5 protein-coding genes are annotated in these 19,270 nt (G+C 71.0%); 1 reads left to right on the top strand and 4 read right to left on the bottom strand.

Annotated features, from left to right (window positions below; all coding sequences use genetic code 11):
- Positions 1–3: 3 nt before the first annotated feature.
- The 4 genes from OG302_RS00420 to ccrA all read right to left on the bottom strand — a co-directional run bounded on the left by OG302_RS00420 (position 4) and on the right by ccrA (position 17,001).
- Positions 4–3,330: an amino acid adenylation domain-containing protein gene (locus OG302_RS00420; RefSeq protein WP_371524671.1), complete on the bottom strand. Its 3,327-nt coding sequence runs from the start codon at positions 3,328–3,330 to the stop codon at positions 4–6.
- Positions 3,327–6,617, bottom strand: coding sequence for a type I polyketide synthase (locus OG302_RS00415; protein WP_371524669.1), 3,291 nt, complete (start codon positions 6,615–6,617; stop codon positions 3,327–3,329). The genes OG302_RS00420 and OG302_RS00415 overlap by 4 nt, the downstream gene beginning before the upstream one ends.
- A complete protein-coding gene (locus OG302_RS00410; protein ID WP_371524667.1) occupies positions 6,614–15,310 on the bottom strand; it encodes an SDR family NAD(P)-dependent oxidoreductase in 8,697 nt (2,898 codons plus the stop codon). The genes OG302_RS00415 and OG302_RS00410 overlap by 4 nt, the downstream gene beginning before the upstream one ends.
- A gap of 347 nt (positions 15,311–15,657) precedes the next feature.
- Positions 15,658–17,001 (bottom strand): crotonyl-CoA carboxylase/reductase, encoded by a 1,344-nt coding sequence (gene ccrA, locus OG302_RS00405; RefSeq protein WP_371524665.1) that lies wholly within the window; start codon positions 16,999–17,001, stop codon positions 15,658–15,660.
- A 1,191-nt stretch (positions 17,002–18,192) separates the two neighbouring features.
- Between ccrA and OG302_RS00400 the strand changes: the two genes are divergently transcribed.
- On the top strand, positions 18,193–18,870 hold the full coding sequence (locus OG302_RS00400; protein ID WP_371524663.1) for a hypothetical protein: 678 nt from the start codon (positions 18,193–18,195) through the stop codon (positions 18,868–18,870).
- The last annotated feature ends 400 nt before the right edge of the window (positions 18,871–19,270 follow it).

The following is a 19,270-nucleotide window of genomic DNA, read 5'->3' as shown; positions in this document are numbered from 1 at the left end:
GGATCACCTGTCTCCGCGAGAGGAAGCCCGGCGTTCGGCCGCCTGTTGCCGCCGGTTACGGGACTGACGTCGGTTCTGTGCGCGTTGCCTGGCGCCCTGGCCGGCGGCCCCGGGCGTGCCGCGCGTGCCGCCGAGGCGGCCGGCGAGGGATTCGATGGTGGGGTGCTGGAACAGTTCGACCATGGTCAGTTCGTGGCCGAGCGCTGAGGCAAGAGCGGTCCGGAACTCGGCCATGAGCAGGGAGTGCCCGCCGAGGTCGAAGAAGTTGTCGCGCAGCCCTACGCGCTCGACACCCAGCAGACCGCGCCACATGTCGGCAAGCGTCTGCTCCAGGCCGTCCTTGGGGGCGACGAACCGGGTCCTGAGGTCGGGCCGGTCGGTCTGCGGCACAGGCAGAGCCTTGCGGTCCGTCTTGCCGCTGGGCGTCAGTGGCAGAGCGTCGAGCACGGTGAAGGAGGCAGGGACCATGTACTCCGGCAGCTGCTCGCGCAGATGGGAGGCGAGATCACCGGCTCCGGGCCTGTCGGCGCGCGCGGGGGTGACATAGGCGGCCAGCCGGACATCGCCGGGGGAGTGCTCGTGGGCGACCACCACTGCTTCGCGCACGGCGCCATGCCGCGTCAGCACGGCCTCGATCTCACCCAGTTCAATGCGCTGGCCACGGAGCTTGACCTGGTGGTCGAGACGGCCCAGGAACTCCAGCGCGCCGTCCGCGCGGTGCCGTGCCAGGTCGCCGGTGCGGTAGATACGGGCCCCGGGGACGAACGGGTCGTCCGTGAAGCGCTCGGCGGTCAGTTCCGGGCGGTTCAGGTAGCCGCGGGCCAGCCCCCGTCCGCCGATGCACAGCTCACCGGCGACTCCGGCCGGAACAGGCCGGTCGTGGCGGTCGAGCACGTACATGCGGGTGTTGGCGATGGGGTGGCCGATGGGGACCGGGCGGGGGTCGTCCTGCGGCCGGCAGTGCCAGGCGGTGACGTCGATCGCGGCCTCGGTGGGGCCGTACAGATTGTGCAGCTCGGCCGTGTGCAGGCCGAGGAAGCGGTCGTGGAGGTCGCGGGACAGTTCCTCGCCGCTGCAGAAGACGCGCCGCAGACCCGCCGAGCGATCCGGCGGCTCGGACAGGAAGAGCTGCAGCATGGACGGAACGAAGTGGATCGTGGTGATCTGCTCCGCGGCGATCGTCTCGGCGAGGTAGGAGCTGTCACGGTGCCCGTCGGGCCGGGCCATCACGAGGGCGGCACCGGTCATCAGGGGCCAGAAGAACTCCCACACCGACACGTCGAAGGAGAACGGCGTCTTCTGCAGCACCCGGTCGGAGGCGTCCAGGCCGTAGGCGTCCTGCATCCACAGCAGCCGGTTGCGCAGGGCGGCGTGCACATTCATCACGCCTTTGGGCCGACCCGTCGACCCGGAGGTGAAGATGACGTACGCCAGGTCCTCGCCGTCCACGGCCGCGTCCGGATTCTCCGGGGACTGCGCGGCCAGTTCGGCGTCGAGATCCTCCATGCGCAGCACGGGGCAGTCGAGTTCGGGCAGCCGGCCGGCCGAACCGCCGTGGGTGAGCACCACGGGGGGCCGGGCGTCCTCGACGATGGCGGCCAGCCGGGCGGGCGGCAGCCCGGTGTCGAGGGGGACGTACGCCCCGCCCGCCTTGAGGACGGCCAGCAGGGCGACCACGAGCTGCAGGGAGCGTTCCGCGGCCACGCCGACGAGGACGTCCCGGCCCACGCCGCGTCCGCACAGCAGGTGAGCGAGACGGTTGGCCCGCTCGTTCAGCTCGGCGTAGGTCAGCGACGTACCCGCGTAGCGGACGGCTTCGGCGTCAGGGGTGCGGCGCGCCTGCTCCTCGATGCGTTCGTGCACCAGCCCGTCGGGCCACTGCCGGTCGGTGGCGTTGAGCTCGCTGACGACGCGGTGGTGTTCCGCCGCGTCGAGGAGGTCCAGGTCGGCGACGGGAGCGTCGGGGCGGGCCACGATCTGCTCGATCAGGCGACGGAAGTGACCCGCGAGGCGCACGACGGTCTCCTCGTCGAAGAGGTCGCGGTCGTACTCGAACCAGCCGGTGACACCCCCGTCCGTGTCGAACGCCTGCAGTTCCAGATCGAAGCGGGCACCTTCGCTCCGGACCGGCAGCCGGGTGAGGCGGGCGCCGGCCATGGCGAGCGTCGGCACCGGTTCCCGGCCGTAGCTGAAGCTGACCTGGTACACCGGAGGACGGCTGAGATCCCGGGCGGTGTTGAGGTCGGCGACGATCAGTTCGAAAGGAATGTCCTGGTGGGCGTACGCGCCGAAACAGGCGTCGCGGACGCGGGTGAGGACCGCTTCGAAGCTGGGGCCGCCGGACAGGTCCGCCCTGATGGGCAAGGTGTTGACGAAGTAGCCGATGAGCGGTTCGACCTCGGCGTGCCCACGCAGCGCGGTGGGCACACCGACGACGAGGTCGTCCTGGCCGGTATAGCGGTGCAGCAGAATCTTGAAGACGGTGAGCAGCGCCATGTACGGCGTCGCCCCATGCCGCCCGGCCAGCGCGGCCAGTTCACCGATCAGAGCGGGCGGCAGATCGACGGGCACGGAGCCGCCGTTGAAGCCCTGCACGGCCGGGCGGGGCCGGTCGGTGGGCAGGTCGAGTACGGCCGGCGCGCCGGCGAGATGCTCGCGCCAGTAGGCCAGGCCCTGCCGCCAGCCGTCACCGCCGATCTGCTGCTGCTGCCAGGAGGCGAAGTCCCCGTACTGGATGGCGAGTTCACCCAGCTGTGGAGTGGAGCCGGCGGCGAACGCCTCGTACAGCTCGGACAGTTCGTTCAGAAAGACCGCGAGGGACCAGCGGTCCGAGACGAGATGATGCATCGCGACGACCAGCACCGACCGGTCGGGCCCGGTACGCAGCAGGCGCACCCGCAGCAGCGGGCCGGTGTCGATGTCGAAGGGTTCGGCGAGGGCGTCGTCGATCCACTTCTGGCGGTCGGCATCGGTGTGGTGCGGGTCGCTGAGGTCGGTCTCCGGGACATCGATCGCGAGGTGATGGTGGACGACCTGGACCGGCGCGCCGTCCCGCGACTGGAAGGTGGTGCGCAGGGCCTCGTGCCGCCGCACGATCTCGGCGACGGCGGTACGCAGCAGGCCGGTGTCGATGGGGCCTTCGACGCGCACGGCGCCCGGAACGATGTAGCCGGGGTTGCGGGGCCGGAGCTGTTCGAGGAACCACGTGCCGCGCTGCAGTACGGCCAGCGGGAACGTCACCTCGGCCGAGTGTTCGGCGAGCAGGGCGTCGAACCGGGCCCGCTCTTCGGGAGTCAGGGCGGCGAGGCGCCCGGCGAGGTCATCGGTCACGAGTGCTTCTCCTGGCCGGACGCGGAAGCGGAGCTGGTCAGTTCGTCGAGTAGTGCCGTTGCGGCATCGACGGCCCGGGGCATTCGCTGGATCGCAGCGGGTGCCCCGGAGCCGTCGTGCCCTGTGCCCGCCAAGCCGCTGCCACCGATCACGGCAAGCTCCTTGACGATGCTCCTGGCGACGCTTGCGATGGTCGCGCCGCCCAGGAAGTCGGTGATCTGCAGGGTCAGGCCGAGCCTGCTCTGGATCTCGTTGCGCAGTTCGACGGCCATCAGGGAGTCCAGGCCGAAGCCGGTCAGCGGATCGTCCACGCCGACATCGGTGGAAGCGGAGCCCAGGACGTCCTTGACGCTGAGCACGAACTGGGCGCAGAGGGTGTCGAGACGCTCGGTCTCACCCAGCGCCAGCAGCTCGGCGGCCGTGGAGATACGGCTCGCGCGGCGCCGGCCGCGCGAGGACCGGCGGCTGGAGCGGGAGCGGCGGTCACCGGAGCCGTTCACGGCCGGCGCGTCGCCCCTGTCCTCGGCGGGCGCCGCCGCGGTGCCGTCCCACGGGCGCGGGGGCTGCCAGCAGCGGACCGGATCGAACGGGTACGTGGGCACGGCCACGTTGGCGCGGGTGTAGTCGCGGTCGAAGCCGGTCCAGTCGATGGGGGCGCCGGCCGCGTACAGCTCGGCCACCGTGCCCAGCAGGACCTCCCAGTCGTCCTGCTTGGGCCGCAGGCTGGGCAGCAGCAGGTCGTCGTGGCCCGGCGGCAGGGCGTCGCTGATCACGCCCAGCAGCGTGGGGGCGGGGCCGACCTCCACGAAGGTGTGATAACCCATGGACCGCAGGGTGCGCACACCGTCGGTGAACCGGACGGTTCCGCGGACGTGCCGGCACCAGTAGTCGGGATCCGGCGCCTTGTCCCAGGGCCACAACTCGCCGGTGACGTTGGAGATCAGGGGAATGCGCGGGGCGGTGAAAGTGATCTGCTGGGCAGCGCGGCGCAGCGGCTCGAGCACGGGGTCCATCAGCGGGGAGTGTCCGGCCGACGCGATGTGCAGCCGCTTGGCCTTGACACCGCGGGCGCTGAACGCGGCGCACACGGCCTCGACGAGGTCACGCTCGCCGGAGACCGCGATGTTCGCGGGGCCGTTGACCGCGGCGATGGCGATCCGCCCCGGGTGCGCGGCGAGCTCGGCGGCGACCTCCTCCTCGGATGCGAAGATCGCGGCCATGGTGCCGGGCAGCGAGAACTCCTGGATGAGGCGGGCGCGTTCCACCGCGAAGGTCAGCCCGTCCCGCAGGGACATGGCCCCCGCCACACAGGCCGCGACACACTCGCCGAAACTGTGGCCGAGCACGGCGGCGGGCGTGATGCCCCAGGACCGCCACAGCTCGGCCATGGCGTACTCGACGACGAACGTGGCGGGCTGGGCATAGGCGGTGTCGTTGATCTGCTGGTCGTCGGCGTCGTCGGGGAACAGGACGGACAGCAGCGGCTTTTCGAGCAGCGGGAGCAGGATCTCGGCGCATTCGTCGACCGCCCGCCGGAACGTGGGCTGAGTGTCGTACAGGCTTCGGGCCATTCCGGGACGCTGGGCTCCCTGGCCCGTGAAGACGAACACGACCTCGGAGTTGTCCCCCTCACCCTGCGCCAGGCCGGGCGCGCTCTCGCCGCGGGCGAAGGCGGCGAGCTGACCGGCGACCTCCTCGCGGCTGGAGCCGACGGCGGCGAGACGGTGCCGGAAGTGGGAGCGGCCGGTGCCCGCCGCGTGACACACGTCCGCCAGTGAGGTGCCCTCGTCGGCAAGACGGTCGGCGTAGCGGCCGGCGAGCGCGGTGAGCGCGCTCTCGCTGCGGGCGGACAGCGCCAGGACCGAGGCGGGCCTGCGGTCGTCCTCGGCGGGCGGCGCCGACGGTTGCGGCGCCTGCTCCAGGATCAGGTGGACGTTGGTGCCGCTCAGCCCGAAACTGCTGACCGCGGCCGTCCGGCGGCCGTCGGTGTGCGGCCACGGGGTCAGAGAGGTGGGCACCTGGAAGGTCGTGCCGTCGAAGGAGATGTTGGAGTTCAGCCGGTCGAAATGCAGGTTCGGCGGGATCTCGCCGCGCTCCAGGCACACCGCGGCCTTGATGAGCCCCGCGATGCCGGCGGCCGCCTCCAGGTGGCCGATGTTGGTCTTGACGGCGCCGAGATAGACCGGAGATCCGTGCTCGCGGCCATACACATCGGCGAGTGCCTCGGCCTCGATGGGGTCTCCGAGGCGGGTGCCCGTGCCGTGGGTCTCGATGTAGCCGACCTGATCGGCCCGCACTCCCGCCGCGTCCAGGGCGCGCTGGAACACATCGCGCTGCGCGGCGCCGTTCGGCGCGGTGATACCCGCGCTCCGGCCGTCCTGGTTGACCGCGCCGCCGCGCACGACCGCGAGCACACGGTCCTTGTCACGCAGGGCGTCGGACAGCCGCTTGAGTACCACCACGCCACAGCCCTCGCCGCGGACATAGCCGTCGGCGCTGTCGGAGAAGGTCATGGCGCGGCCCTGCCGGGAGACCGAGCCGAACTGCGACTGGGAGATCATCAGCATCGGTGAGAGCACCACGTTGACGCCACCGGCCAGGGCCATGTCGCATTCACCGAGGCGCAGGCTCTGGCACGCCTGGTGGACGGCCAGGAGCGAGGCGGAGCAGGCCGAGTCGACGGTGAGGTTCGGGCCGCGCAGATCGAGGAGGTAGGCGATGCGGGCCGGTATGAAGGACATCGCGGCGCCGGAACTGGTGTAGGCGCTGACGTCCTCGGGGTGGCGCAACTGGGCGGTGATGTAGTCCCAGGAGGCCGCGCCCAGGAACACACCGGTACGGCTGCCCGCCAGTCCTGACGGCGCGTGACCCGCGTTCTCCAGGGCTTCCCAGCACACCCGCAGGCTCAGCCGCTGGGCCGGGTCCATCGCCGCGGCCTCGCGCTGGGAGATGCCGAAGAAGTCGTGGTCGAAGTGCTCGAGGTCGTCGAGGAACGCGCCGGAGCGGGTGTAGACCTTCCCCGGCTTCCCGGCCTCCTCGTCGTAGAACGACTCGTGGTCCCACCGCCCGGCGGGTATCTGACCCACCGTGTCGGTGCCCTCCGCCAGCATGCGCCAGTAGGAGGCGGCGTCGGTCACGCCGCCGGGGAGGCGGCAGCCGGTGCCCACGATGGCGATGGGCTCGGAGCGTGCCCGCTCGTACTCCGCGACCTGCCGCTGGAGGCGCTCCATCGTCAGGTAGGCGCGCTTGAGCGTGTCGGCCGCTGTCAGGTCCTGTCCCGGCGTCATCGCTGGGCCCCCTCGTCGATCTGTGTGGTTTTGGCCATCAGGAGTGCTCCGAGTTCCGCGGCGGACATCGAGTCGAGGTCCACGGATTCGTCCGCGGCGATCCCGTGGGCGTTCTCGGTGGCCGAGGAAGCCGGTACGGGTCCTGCCGGAACGGCGGGAGGGTCTGCCCGGTCCCCGCCCAGCTCCTGGTGGGACTCCAGCTGGATCCCCATCCGGTCGGCCAGGTACGGCACCAGGGCGTCGATGGTCGGGAAGCGCCAGGTGACGGTGGAGGGCAACTGGATGCCCAGCGACGACTCCAGGGACTTGCGCAGCTCCAGGGAGAGCAGCGAATCGAAGCCCATGCCGGTGATCGGGGCGCTGGTGTCGATCCTGGCCGGATCCGCTCCGATGACGCGGGCGGCGACCGCTCGCCCGTGCTCGGTCAGTACGGCCCTGCGGCGCCGGCCGGGTTCGACCGCGAGCATCAGGCGGCGTATCTCGTCCTGCGGTCCCGCGGCACCCTGCGTGTCCTGGCCCCCGTCGTCGACGAGGGTGCGCAGCAGGCCTCCGCCGTGATGGCCGCGCACCCGCTCGTGATCCAGCGGCAGGACGCACACCTGGGCGGCGGAGCTGCTCAGCAGCCGGTCGAGAGCGGCGATGCCCTGATCGGGGCTGATGCTCTCGATGCCGCGGGCGGCCAGGGACCCACCGCGGTCCGGGTGGGCCGCGAGGCCGATCTGTGCCCAGGGGCCCCAGTCGATGCTCAGCGCGGGCAGGCCCAGGGAGCGCCGGTGATGGGCCAACGCGTCGACGAAGGCGCTCGCCGCCGCGTAGTTGCCCTGACTGGCCGAGCCGAGAACGGCGGCGGCCGAGGAGTACAGGACGAAGAAGTCGAGGTCGCGGTCCGACGTGGCCTGGTGCAGATGCCAGGCAGCGGCCGACTTCGGGCCCGCGACTGACCGGAACCGCTCCGGGGCAAGGCCGGTGAGCAGGCCGTCGTCGAGAATGCCCGCGGCGTGCACGACGCCGGCCAGGGGCGGCAGGGAGCCGTCCAGGCGGGCGAGCAGGTCGTCCACCGCGCCGCGTCGGGACACATCGGCGGCGGTGACGACGACCTCGGCCCGGGTACGCAGTTCGGCGAGGACGGCCTCGGCATGCGGTCCCGGGGCATTGCGGCCGACCAGGACCACATGGCGGGCGCCCTGGCCCACGAGGTAGCGGGCCGTCTCCAGGCCCAGCGCGCCGAGGCCGCCGGTGATCAGATAGGTGCCGGAGGGGCGCACCGGTGCGGCGCCCACAGCGGTCGTCACCGATTCGTTGGCAGCCGGTAGCAGTACGAGCTTGCCGGTGTGGCGGGCCTTGGCCATCGCGGTGAAGGCCGCGGGGGCGTCGGCGAAGGGGTGCGTGGTGATGGGCAGGGCCGTGAACTCCCCGCGGTCGAAGCCCTCGACGACGTCGGCGAACAAGCCGGCGACCCGCTCCGGCTCCTCGCGGATGGTGTGCTCCAGGTCGACGGCCATGAAGGCCCGGTTGCCTTTGAAGAACTCCAGGCCGATGTGGCTGTTGTCGTAGATGTCGCGCTTGCCGATCTCCACGAAGCGCCCACCGGGCGCGACCAGATCCAGGGAGCGGACCAGTGCCTCGCCGGACGAGGAGTTGAGGACCACATCGACCCCGCGGCCGCCGGTGAGCGCCCTGATCTCCTCGGCGAAGTCGAGGGTGCGGGAGTCCATGACGTGCTCGACACCGAGACCGCGCAGCAGATCCCGCTTGGCCGGAGTGCCGGCCGTGGCGAACACGCGGGCACCGCGGCGGCGGGCGACCTGGAGTGCGGCGAGCCCGACACCTCCGGTCGCGGAATGGACGAGGACGCTCTCGCCCTCGCCGAGCCGGGCCAACCGCTCCAGGCCGTGGACGGCGGTGAGGAACGCGATGGGCACGGCGGCGGCCTGCTCGTCGTCGAGTGCCGGGGGAGCGGGGGCCACCAACTGCGCGTCGAGCGTGATGAAGGCCGCCATGCTGCCGGGGCCGGCGGCGATGACCCGGTCGCCGACCTGTGGCGCGCTGACGCCCTCACCGACAGCGGTGACCCGGCCGGCGCATTCGGCACCGAGCGGCACGACCCCTTCGGCACCCGGGTAGGAGCCGAGGGCCTTGAGCACATCACTGAAGTTCAGGCCCGCGGCGGTGACCTCGACCTCGACCTGACCCGGACCCGGCGGAGTGCGGTGCCACCAGGTGGGGCGGAGGCTGGTGAGACTGCCGGGACGGGCGGCCAGCAGGTGGTGGTTCCCGTCGCGTGCGGCGTCGAAGTTCCAGGCGGGGCGAGGGCCCTGGCCCGGATCGTCGGTGGGCGCCCAGGGCTGCAGTGCGGGCGTCAGACGGACAGCGCCCCGCAGAGCGACCTGGTCGTTGTCGCCGGAGCCCAGCACCTCGGCGAGCAGGAGCGCGCCTTCCTCCGCGGGCCTGGCCGGGTCCAAATCGATGACCGAGCTCCGCAGTTCGGTGTGCTCCAGTCCGATCACCCGGGCCAGACCCCACAACGGGGCCTGCCCGACGTTCAGTTCGTCCCCGTCGGCGGCGTGCTGGGCGCCCCGGGTGAGCAGCACGAGGCGGGGCGCGGGGTCCTGACCGGCCAGCGCGAGTTCCTGCACGAGACGGAGCACCGGCAGACCGGCATCGCCGGCCGCGCTCGCCGGTGGCCGGCCGTCGCCCTCCTCGGGAAGGCCGATGTCGAGGGACCAGCCGTGCACGATGCCGTCCGGGCCGGTGCCCGAGGCGGTGAGATCGGCCAGCAGCGCCGCGATGTCCTCCCGGCTGCCCGGATCGATCTCGTAGTGGTCCGGGCCGACCTTGCGGTAGGCCGGGCCGGTGGTGACGGTCCGGCAGGTGGCGCCGTGCGCGCGCAGCGCGTCGGCGAGACCCGCGGTGGTGCGGGCCTGGTCGACGAAGAGCAGCCAGCTGCCCGGCGGCTGCTGGAGGGCTGGGGCGGGCGCGGGTGTGGAGCGCCAGACGAGATCGAGCAGAGCCTCGTCGCGCGGGTCCGCGGTCTCGGTGCGGTCCAGACGCTGCAGGGTGACGTCGGTGATCTCGCCGACGGCGGCGCCCTCGGCGTCGTACAGGACGACGCGAGCACCGGTGATCGTGTCGGCGCCGGGCTGCGGCGCCGTGACGGCGGCGTGCGCCCAGCGGGGGGCGACCTGGTCGCCGACGAGGGTGAAGCCGCCGACGGCCACCGGCACGTACGTCGCGTCCAGAGGCTGGTCCTGTGCGTCGAGGGCGGCACTGAGGACCTGCAGGGCACTGTCGAGCACGACCGGGTGCACAGGGTGCTTGCCGCGGTCGGTGGTCAGGGCGCTCCGCTCGCGAAGCCGGGCCACGGCCTCGGCCCGGCCCTGCCACAGCTCTTCGATGCCCTGGAAGGCGGGCCCGTACGCCAGCCCGGCGTGGCGCAGGGCGGCGTAGTGCTCGTCGGACGGGACCGACGTGGCACAGCGTGTGCGGACGGGGGCGAGAGGCTCGGCCGTGGCGACGGGAGCGGTTCGGCGCACGCCCGCCCGTGCGGCTTCGGTCCAGTCCTCCCCGGCGCCGGACCGGGTGAACAGGCGCACCGTCGCGGTGTCGGCCGTCGCGGGCACCAGCGTGAGCTGCAGCGTGGACCCGTCGGCCTGTTCGGGCACCACGGAGAGCCGGGTGAAGGCGACATCGTGCAGAACAGCGCCGTCGTCGAGGTGGTCGCGGGCAGCGCCGAGCGCCGCGTCCAGCATCAGGGCGGCGGGCAGCACGGGACTGCCACCGACTTGATGGTCCGTCAAGTAGGGGAACTCGGCGAGGTCCACCGGGGCCGACCAGTGGACGGCGTGCGGTGAGAGCGCCGACACGGTGCGCTCGCGCAGCGCCGGATGGCCACGGTGCGCGGACCGGCCTGCCGGACGCAGCTCGCGCCAGCTGCGGGTGCGCTGCCAGGGATAGGCGGGCAGATCGGTCATCGGCCCGGCGGGACCGTGCACCCGCCTCCAGTCGATCTGGTGGCCGGCGGTGTACAGGCGGCCGAGTTCGCCGAGCACGGTGGCGCGGCCCGGCTGATCCCGGCGCAGGGACGATACGGCGACCCCGTCGTCGTACGAGGCAAGGCGTTCGGTGACGGCGTCGGTGAGCATCGGGTGAGGTGACGCCTCGACGAACACGTTGTGGCCGGTGTCGGCGAGCGCGGTGACGGCGGTGTCGAACAAGACCGGCCGGGTGAGGTTGGACGCCCAGTACTCGGCGTCGAGCCGGTCACCGGGCACGATCTCCCCGGTGCCGGTGGAGATCATCGGGATGGCGGTGGGCCGGGGCCGCAAGGGGGCAAGGACCCGCCACAGTTCGGAGGCGACGGGCTCCATCAGGGGGCAGTGGGAGGCGAACTCCACGGACTCGAGGACCTTGCAGTACAGACCGTCGTCGGCCAGGGACTTGGCGAACGTCTCCAGGGCGTCGTTCTCGCCGGAGAAGACGGTGGAGCCGGGACTGTTGGCGGCAGCGATCCACACCGGCCCCGGGGCGCGCTCGGCGAGCAGCGTGCGGGCCTCGTCCAGGGAGACGCCCGCGACAGCCATCCGGCCCTTGCCGGTGGCGGCGTGCAGAGCCGTGCCGCGGTGCAGGGCGATCAGGAGGGCGTCCTCCAGGGAGATCGCACCCGCCACATGGGCCGCGGCGATCTCACCCACGCTGTGTCCGACGACGGCGGCGGGCTCGATGCCCCAGGAGCGCCACAGAGCGGCGAGCGCGATCTGGACGGCGGTGAGAGCGGGCTGGCCGACCGCGGTGTCGAGCAGCCGGGAACGTGCCGGGTCGGCTGCGAGCTGGTCCAGGAGCGACCAGTCGGTGTGCCGGCGCAGCAGCGTGTCCGCCCGCTCCAGTACGGCGCTGAAGGCTTGCTCCGCGGCGAGGTCACCGGTGAGCAGCTCGGCGGCCAGCGGCCACCAGCGGGGCCCCTGTCCGGAGAAGACGAACACCGGTTTCGACTGCTGGCCGGCCCGGCGCACCCCGGTGCTGAGCCCGGTGACACTCTCCCCGCGGCCGAACGCGGCCAGCGCCGTGCGCAGTTCGGGGGCATCGGCGCCCACGCAGGCCAGCCGGTGCTCGTGGTGGGTGCGGCGGACCGCGGCGGCCGCCGTGACGTCACGTACGGGCGTCGCGCCGGTGAGCTTGTCCGCGTAACGGGCGGCGAGATCACGCAGGGCCTGCTCGTCCCGGGCGGAGACGGTCAGCAGCGCGGCGCCCTCGGAGGGGGAGTGGGCGGGAGCGGCGGCCGGTGGCGGTTCCTCCACCACCAGGTGGGCGTTGGTGCCGCCGAAACCGAAGGAACTGACGCCGGCCAGAGCCGGGGCAGCCGTGGCCGGCCACGGCTGAAGGGTGTCGGCGACGCGGACCGGGAGCTCGTCGAAGGGAATGTGCGGGTTGGGCGCGCGGTAGTGCAGCGTCGGCGGCACCATGCGATGGCGGACCATGAGGGCGGTCTTGATCAGCCCTCCGATTCCGGCGGCGGCCTCCATGTGGCCGAGGTTGGACTTCACCGAGCCGATCAGGCAGGGCCGGTCCGCGGCACGACCGTCGCCGAGCACACCTCCCAGCGCCTTGGCCTCGATGGGGTCCCCGAGGATGGTGCCGGTGCCGTGCGCCTCCACGTAGGCGATGTCCGCGGCGCGCACCCCGGCCCTGGCGTGGGCAGCACGTACCACTGCCTGCTGGGCCTTCGGGTTGGGCGCCATCAGCCCGTTGCTCGCTCCGTCCTGATTGACGGCGCCGCCGCGGATCACGGCGTGTACCGGATCGCCGTCGGCCAGAGCCCGGCTGAGCGGTTTGAGTATCACCACGCCGGCGCCCTCGGAACGCACGTAGCCATCGGCACTCGCGTCGAACGGCTTGCACCGGCCTTCGGCGGACATGACGCCCGCCTTGCTGAAGTTGATGGCGAACGCGGGGGAGAGCACCAGGTTGACGCCGCCCGCGACGGCCAGGTCGCAGTCGCCCCGGCTCAGGCTGGTGCACGCCTGGAGCACGGCCACCAGCGAGGAGGAGCAGGCGGAGTCGACCGCCATGCTCGGACCGCGCAGATCCAGCAGATACGAGAGCCGGTTCGCGGCGATGCTCAGCGCGCTGCCGGTTCCGGTGTAGGCGTCGATGGCGTCGAGGTCGTTCAACTGGCCGGTGGCGTAGTCGAACGTGGAGATGCCGATGAACACCCCGGTCTGCGTGCCGGACAGCGACGCGGTGGGCACGCCCGCGTTCTCCAGGGCCTCGAAGGAGACCTCCGCGAGCAGCCGCTGCTGCGGATCCATGCGGGCGGCTTCCTGCTGCGAGATGCCGAAGAAACCCGAGTCGAACTGGTCGACGCCCTCGACGAAACCGCCCCAGCGGCTGGTCGTGCGGCCGGGGGCCGCCGGATCGGCGTCGGTGAACTCCTCGGTGCTCCACCGGTCGGCGGGAACCTCGGTGACCGCGTCGCGGCCCTCGGTCAACAGCTGCCAGAAGCTGTCGGGGCCGTCCACCCCGCCGGGAAAGCGGCAGCCGATCCCGATGATGGCGATCGGCTCGTCCGCGCCCTGCCCCGCTGCCCCGGCGGGCGCCGCGGCAGGCACCGGGGCCGTGAGGGTGGTGGCGGGCTCGGCGAGCGAGGGCGCCGGGGAGTCGGCGGCCGACCCTGCCAGGTGGGCGGCGAGCTTGGCCGCGGTGGGGTGTTCCCAGACGATGCCGGGCTGCAGGGGAACGCCGAGATGCTGCTCCAACTCGCCGACGATGGAGACCAGTTCGACGGAACGCAGTCCGTAGCCGGCGAAGGGCACGTCCGGATCGATGGTGGCGACCTGTCGTCCGGTCGCGGCAGCCAGCGACTGGCGCAGCCACTGTTCGATCTCGCGGGCGTTTGGCGCGGGACGCTCCGTCACGTCCTTGCTCGCGCCCGGTGCCTCCTCGGGCACCCGGCCCGCTTTTGCCTCGTCCGCGCGCCACAGCGCGAGCGGCTCCGCGGTTCCTGCCAGGAGCGCGTCGAGGCAGGCCGCGCGCTGCAGCTTGCCGCTGGAGGTCTTGGGCACCGTACCGGTGCGGGTGAGTGCGACGATGAACGGCTGAAGACCGTGCTCGTGGGCGACCTCGGTGCGTATCGCGTCGATGACCCGTGCGCGGTCCTCGGGCGAGCGGCTGCCGCGGTACTCCTGGACGACGATGAGCCGTTCCTCACCGTCGATCTCGCGCGCGCCGGCCACGCCGCAGCCTTCCCGCAGGCCCGGATCGACGCTCTCCACGGTGCGTTCGATGTCCTGGGGGTAGTGGTTGCGGCCCGCGACGATGACGACGTCCTTGATACGGCCGGTGACATAGATCTGGTCACCGTCGGCGAAACCCAGGTCGCCGGTGCGCAGGAACGGCCCCTCGCCGGTGTCGAGGTGGGCCCGGAAGGTCTCCTCGGTGGCCTGGGGGCGGCGCCAGTAGCCGCGCGCGACGCTCGGTCCCGCCACCCACAGTTCGCCGACCCGCCCCGCGGGCAGCGCGGCATGGGTCTGCGGGTCCACGACGGCGACCTGCTGGTCCTGGAACGAGATGCCGCAACTGGGCAGGTTGCGTGCCGCCTCGCCCGGTCCCGCGGTCTCGGCCACACCGGCGAGGAGTGCCTCGGTGCGCAGGTCGCGGTGGACGGGCTCGGCGGCCGGGTCCCCGGTGGACACCACCAGGGTGGCTTCGGCCAGACCGTAGGACGGGGCGTGCGTGGTGGGCCGGTAGCCGCACTCGGCGAACGTGCGGGAGAAGCGGTCCATGGTCTGCTTGCGCACCGGCTCCGCCCCGTTGAGGGCGACGCGCCATGAGCTCAGATCCAGCGTCTGCCGGTCCTGCTCGGTGATCTTGGCCACCGCGAGGTCGTAGGCGAAGTTCGGCGCGGGGCTCGCGGTGGCCCGGACGTCGGAGATGGCCCGCAGCCAGCGCAGCGGCCGCTTCAGGAACGAGTACGGGGACATGAAGGTGACCGGGTATCCGCCGTACGCGGGGGTGAGCAGGCCCATGATCAGGCCGAGGTCGTGGAAGGGCGGCAGCCAGCTCACCATGTGCTGGTCGGGGTCGTTCCCGAAGAACTGCCGGTTCATCTCGGAGATGTTGTGCATCAGGTTGCCGTGGCTGACCATCACGCCCTTGGGGCTGCTGGTGGAGCCGGAGGTGTACTGCAGGAACGCCAGGTCGTCGCGTTCGGTGCCGGGGGCGCGCCAGCCGTCGGCGGCCGCGGTGTCGATGTCGTCGACGGCGATCCAGACGATGTTCCGCAGCGCCGGAGCGTGTTCGGCGAAGCGGTCGACCAGGGCGATGGTCGCGGCAGGGGCGAGGACCACCGCCGGCTCCGCGTCCTCCACGATGGCGGTCAGCCGCGGCAGGGTGCGCATCGGGAACGCCGGGTCCGGCGGGTAGACGGGCACGGCGACGACGTCCGCGTAGAGGCAGGCGAAGAACGAGGTGACGTAGTCCAGTCCGGCCGGGCACATGATCAGCGCCCGCTCCCCGGCGGGGAAGCGTTCCTGCAGCGCCGCCGCGATCGTGCGGGCCCTCAGGTCCAGTTCGGCGTTGCCGAGCGCCTGCGGCTCGCCCTCGCCGTCCACGAGAAAACGGAAGATCTGCTCCTGCGAGTGCTCGCCCAACACCGTGCGGAAATGGTCGACAAGCGATCGTGCGTCCCGGCCCGACATCCGACCGTCCTCTCCATGCTCGAAATCTGCGTGAACTCTTACGGAAACAGGCGGCCCGGCCGCGCATTCCAGCTGGATTTCTGGCTGCTGTCCGCCACGTTCGGCGAAGGAGCCATTCCAAGAAATTGAATCGAGATCCGGAGATCTGAGGATCTGGAGATCCGGAGGGGCGGCGAGGAGAGCCGATCCGAAATTCGGCCGCATCCCCGTTCGATTTCCGCTATTCGTCGGTCAGCATCCAACAGGTCCCGTCGACCCGTCAAGAAACGTTCGGGGAAAAGCAGTTGGCGCCGCGCCCGGAGGAAGCGCGTCTTCTTTCGTGACGCGCCGGGTTACCTCTCGACGTGTCAGACGCCCGCAGGCCGCGAGCGGAACCTGTTGATGGCCGCCTCGTGACGGTCCCGCAGCGCGGCGTCGCTGACCCCGAGCCCCTCTTCAGGGGCCAGGCACAGCACCCCGACCTTGCCCTGGTGCAGGTTGTGGTGCACGTCGTGGACCGCCTGGGACGTGCCTTCGAGCGGCACCACGTCCGACAGCGTGGGATGCACCAGTCCCTTGGCGATGAGGCGGTTGGCCTCCCACGCCTCGCGGTAGTTCGCGAAATGGGTACCGACGATGCGCTTGAGGTGCATCCACAGATACCGGTTGTCGAAGGTGTGCTCATATCCGGAGGTGGACGCGCAGGTGACGATGGTGCCGCCGCGGCGGGCCACGTACACGCTCGCGCCGAAGGTCTCACGGCCCGGGTGCTCGAAGACGATGTCGGGGTCGTCGCCCCCGGTCAGCTCCCTGATGCGAGCTCCGAGCCTGCGCCATTCGCGCGGGTCCTGTGTGTGCTCGTCCTTCCAGAACCGGTAGCCCTCGGCGCTCCGGTCGATCACGAGCTCCGCGCCCATCCGCCGGCACGCCTCCGCCTTCTGCGGACTGGACACCACACATACCGGTGTCGCCCCGCCGTTGAGTACCAGCTGGGTGGCGTAGGAGCCGAGGCCGCCGGAGGCGCCCCAGATCAGCACCGTGTCGCCCTGCTTGAGGCGGGCGCCGTTCGCGGACACCAGCTGCCGGTACGCGGTCGAGTTCACCAGACCCGACGCGGCCGCCTCCTCCCAGGTGAGGTGGCGCGGCTTGGGCATGAGCTGATTGGCCTTGACCAGCGCCAGTTCGGCCAGCCCGCCGAAGTTGGTCTCGAACCCCCAGATCCGCTGTTCGGGGTCGAGCATGGTGTCGGCGTGCCCGTCGGGGTGGTCCAGTTCCACGGACAGACAGTGCGCGACCACCTCGGCCCCGGGCTGCCAGCCCGTCACCCCCTCGCCGCAGCGCAGCACCACACCGGAGAGGTCGGACCCCAGCACGTGGTAGGGCAGGTCGTGCCGGGCCGCCTGCGGCGAGGTGCGGCCGTAACGGGAGAGGAAGCCGAACGTCGGCAGCGGCTCGAAGATCGAGGACCACACCGTGTTGTGGTTGATCCCGCTGGCCATCACCGCCACAAGCACCTCACCCGCGGCCGGCTGGGGGGTGGCCACCTCCTCCAGATGCAGCGAGCTGCGCGGGTCCTTGTCCCGGCTTTCCAGTCCTTCGAACATCGCCGTCTCATCGGCGTGCAGCACCACCCCTCGGTAGAAGTCGGGCACCGGCAAATGGGCCACCTCGTCGAGTTCTCCCGCGAGGATCGCATCGAGGATCTTCTCCATCGTTTCCGGACCTCTTTCCGGCTCAGTCCGCGAGAAACGGACGCGGTTGATTCGCATTTCTCGCGAGATAAAAGGCAGGGCCGCCTTGCCGAGTCGTGGAGGCAAGTGCGGGATGAATGCTGGCACTTCGCTCGCGACGGAGTCCAGGGGGAGAGGGTTCGTATGCGGTGCACCCGACATAATTTCGACCACGGATACTTGCTCCCATGTTCAACTGGCTGATTCGTTCAGTTGAACGTCCCGCCCTTTCGCGGGAATTGGTGAGACTCGCCGCCGGTTCTACGGGCGATGCCTCGTCGTCACCACGGGCCGCGCATCCGCATCGACTCGGTCGGCAACACGGCACCGTCGCGAGACAGAGCGTCCTGGAGAATCACTGGAGACGCTCTATAGGCGCACTTGAGAGCGGCAGGAGATGTGTTACTCGGGGCCAAGGCCATTGCCCGGCACAGGGGTTGTCGTCCAGCGGTGAACGTCGTGGGGGACGTTTTCGCGTTGGACAACGGGGAAACCGGTGCGTATCAGAATTCAAGCGAATTTCCGCGAGCCCCATGGCGGGGCCCGGCCGCCGCACTCCGGGCCGGAAAAGCGGGCGATCGGGAGCATGGAAAGGATCATCCGTGAATCTCATGCGGCTTGAAAAATCTGGTGATGCGCCCTTCACGGGGCTGCTCCGTGACGTCGGCCGGACGATCTCGATCGCCCGTGGATCCGGGCTGATGGCCAGGTCACGATGGTGTCAAGGCGTCAGGAAGCGCTCCCGCGAGGCGAAGCGGCCATCGTGCGGGCCCGGTCCGCCGTCGCTCTGCGGGCATTGCTTCGGCGCGGGTAACAAAAGGACCATAGAAAGACATGGATTCACTTCCCATGGAACGGGAAACGACGTAAGCGGAGCGACCGTCCCGAGGTGACTTCACACCGCGTTCAACTGGCCGAACCAGCCAGTTGAACACCGCGACCCGTCGTATTTCTCGACCGATCACGAGTTCGTAAGGGATCTCCCTGATGCGGGCCTAGGGGATGCCCCTGATGTCGGATGCCCTTCTTCCGCTTACGGTGAGCCACGTGGGCTCTGCACGACCGTCCGCACACAAAACATATCGCTCACCCGGATTTTCGTGACCGGGTGATCAGACCGAGGAGGAACTTGTGACCGACAACGGCGCCAAAGGTTTCCTGAAGGGGGCGAACGTGCGTACCTCTTCCAAAGGCTGGACGGCCGGACGCGTCACCGCCGTCGTGGTCGGCGCGTTCCTGGCCCTCGTCGCACTGACACTCGTCGGCGCGGGCGGTACGGCCCTCTACATGTCCTCCCAGGACGACGGCTACATCGATCTGGGCACCGACAAGTACATGCACCGCACCGACACCTACGCCATGACGACCGAGAGCTGGCGCGCCGACAAGGAGCTGGGAGGTCTCTACGACGACCTCCGCATCACCTTCAAGCCGGACCGGTCCTCCGACGCGGTGTTCATCGGCCTCGCCGACAAGGGGCACGTGCGCCAGTACCTGGACGGTGTCCAGCACGTGACCATCCATGACTCGAGCGACAAGGGCGACACCGAGAGCAAGCACCCCGGCGGCACGCCCGGGACGCCGCCGGCCAAGGCCGACGGGTGGATCGCCAAGGCCAGCGGGCCGGGAGCACAGACGCTGAACTGGTCGGTGAAGTCCGGTGACGTCACCGCGGTCGCCATGAAGGCCGACGGGTCGCGCGGACCGGCCGGCCACGTGACCGTGGCGGCGAAGATCGGATGGCTGCCCTGGATCGGTGTCGCGTCGCTGCTCGCCGGCCTGCTCGTGCTGGCCGGCTCGGTGCTGCTGATCCTGCGGCCGCTGCGCCGGGCGCGGGGCCGCACCGCCTGACCCCCCGGCAGAAGAGCGCCAAGGAGGCGCGGACACGGCGAGGCCGTGTCCGCGCCTCCTTCGCTGTCCGCGTCCGCCAATGCCGACCGGCATCCCCCGCCACCTCGTGTTTCGCCGCACACGGTTGCCTCATCACGGCCGCGAGAGTGACCATCCTCTGGCACGGCCCCGCCGTCTCACGCACTGAGCCCAGCCCCTCCTGCGGTGACGGTGCCGAACATGGACAGGCCGATCACCGATCGATAGACAGGCACCTGCAGCCCGGACAACAGGCCGATCGTGGCGGCCTGTTCCCGTCTTCGGCTCCACTCTTTCGAGGCACTCGCCCCACAACCCACCGACGGACCGCACGGGTCGAGTCGCAACGACTCGCGACGTGAGCGGATTCGCTGCTCGCTGC

Source organism: Streptomyces sp. NBC_01283 (assembly GCF_041435335.1).
Taxonomy (GTDB): Bacteria; Actinomycetota; Actinomycetes; order Streptomycetales; family Streptomycetaceae; genus Streptomyces.
Note: the sequence above shows the minus strand (reverse complement) of the source record. Positions and strands in the feature narration are given on the sequence as shown.

Coding starts and splice junctions, on each gene's coding strand:
- OG302_RS00415 (WP_371524669.1), bottom strand. CDS start 6,617: ATGACGCCGGGACAGGACCTGACAGCGGCCGACACGCTCAAGCGCGCC.
- OG302_RS00410 (WP_371524667.1), bottom strand. CDS start 15,310: ATGTCGGGCCGGGACGCACGATCGCTTGTCGACCATTTCCGCACGGTG.
- ccrA (WP_371524665.1), bottom strand. CDS start 17,001: ATGGAGAAGATCCTCGATGCGATCCTCGCGGGAGAACTCGACGAGGTG.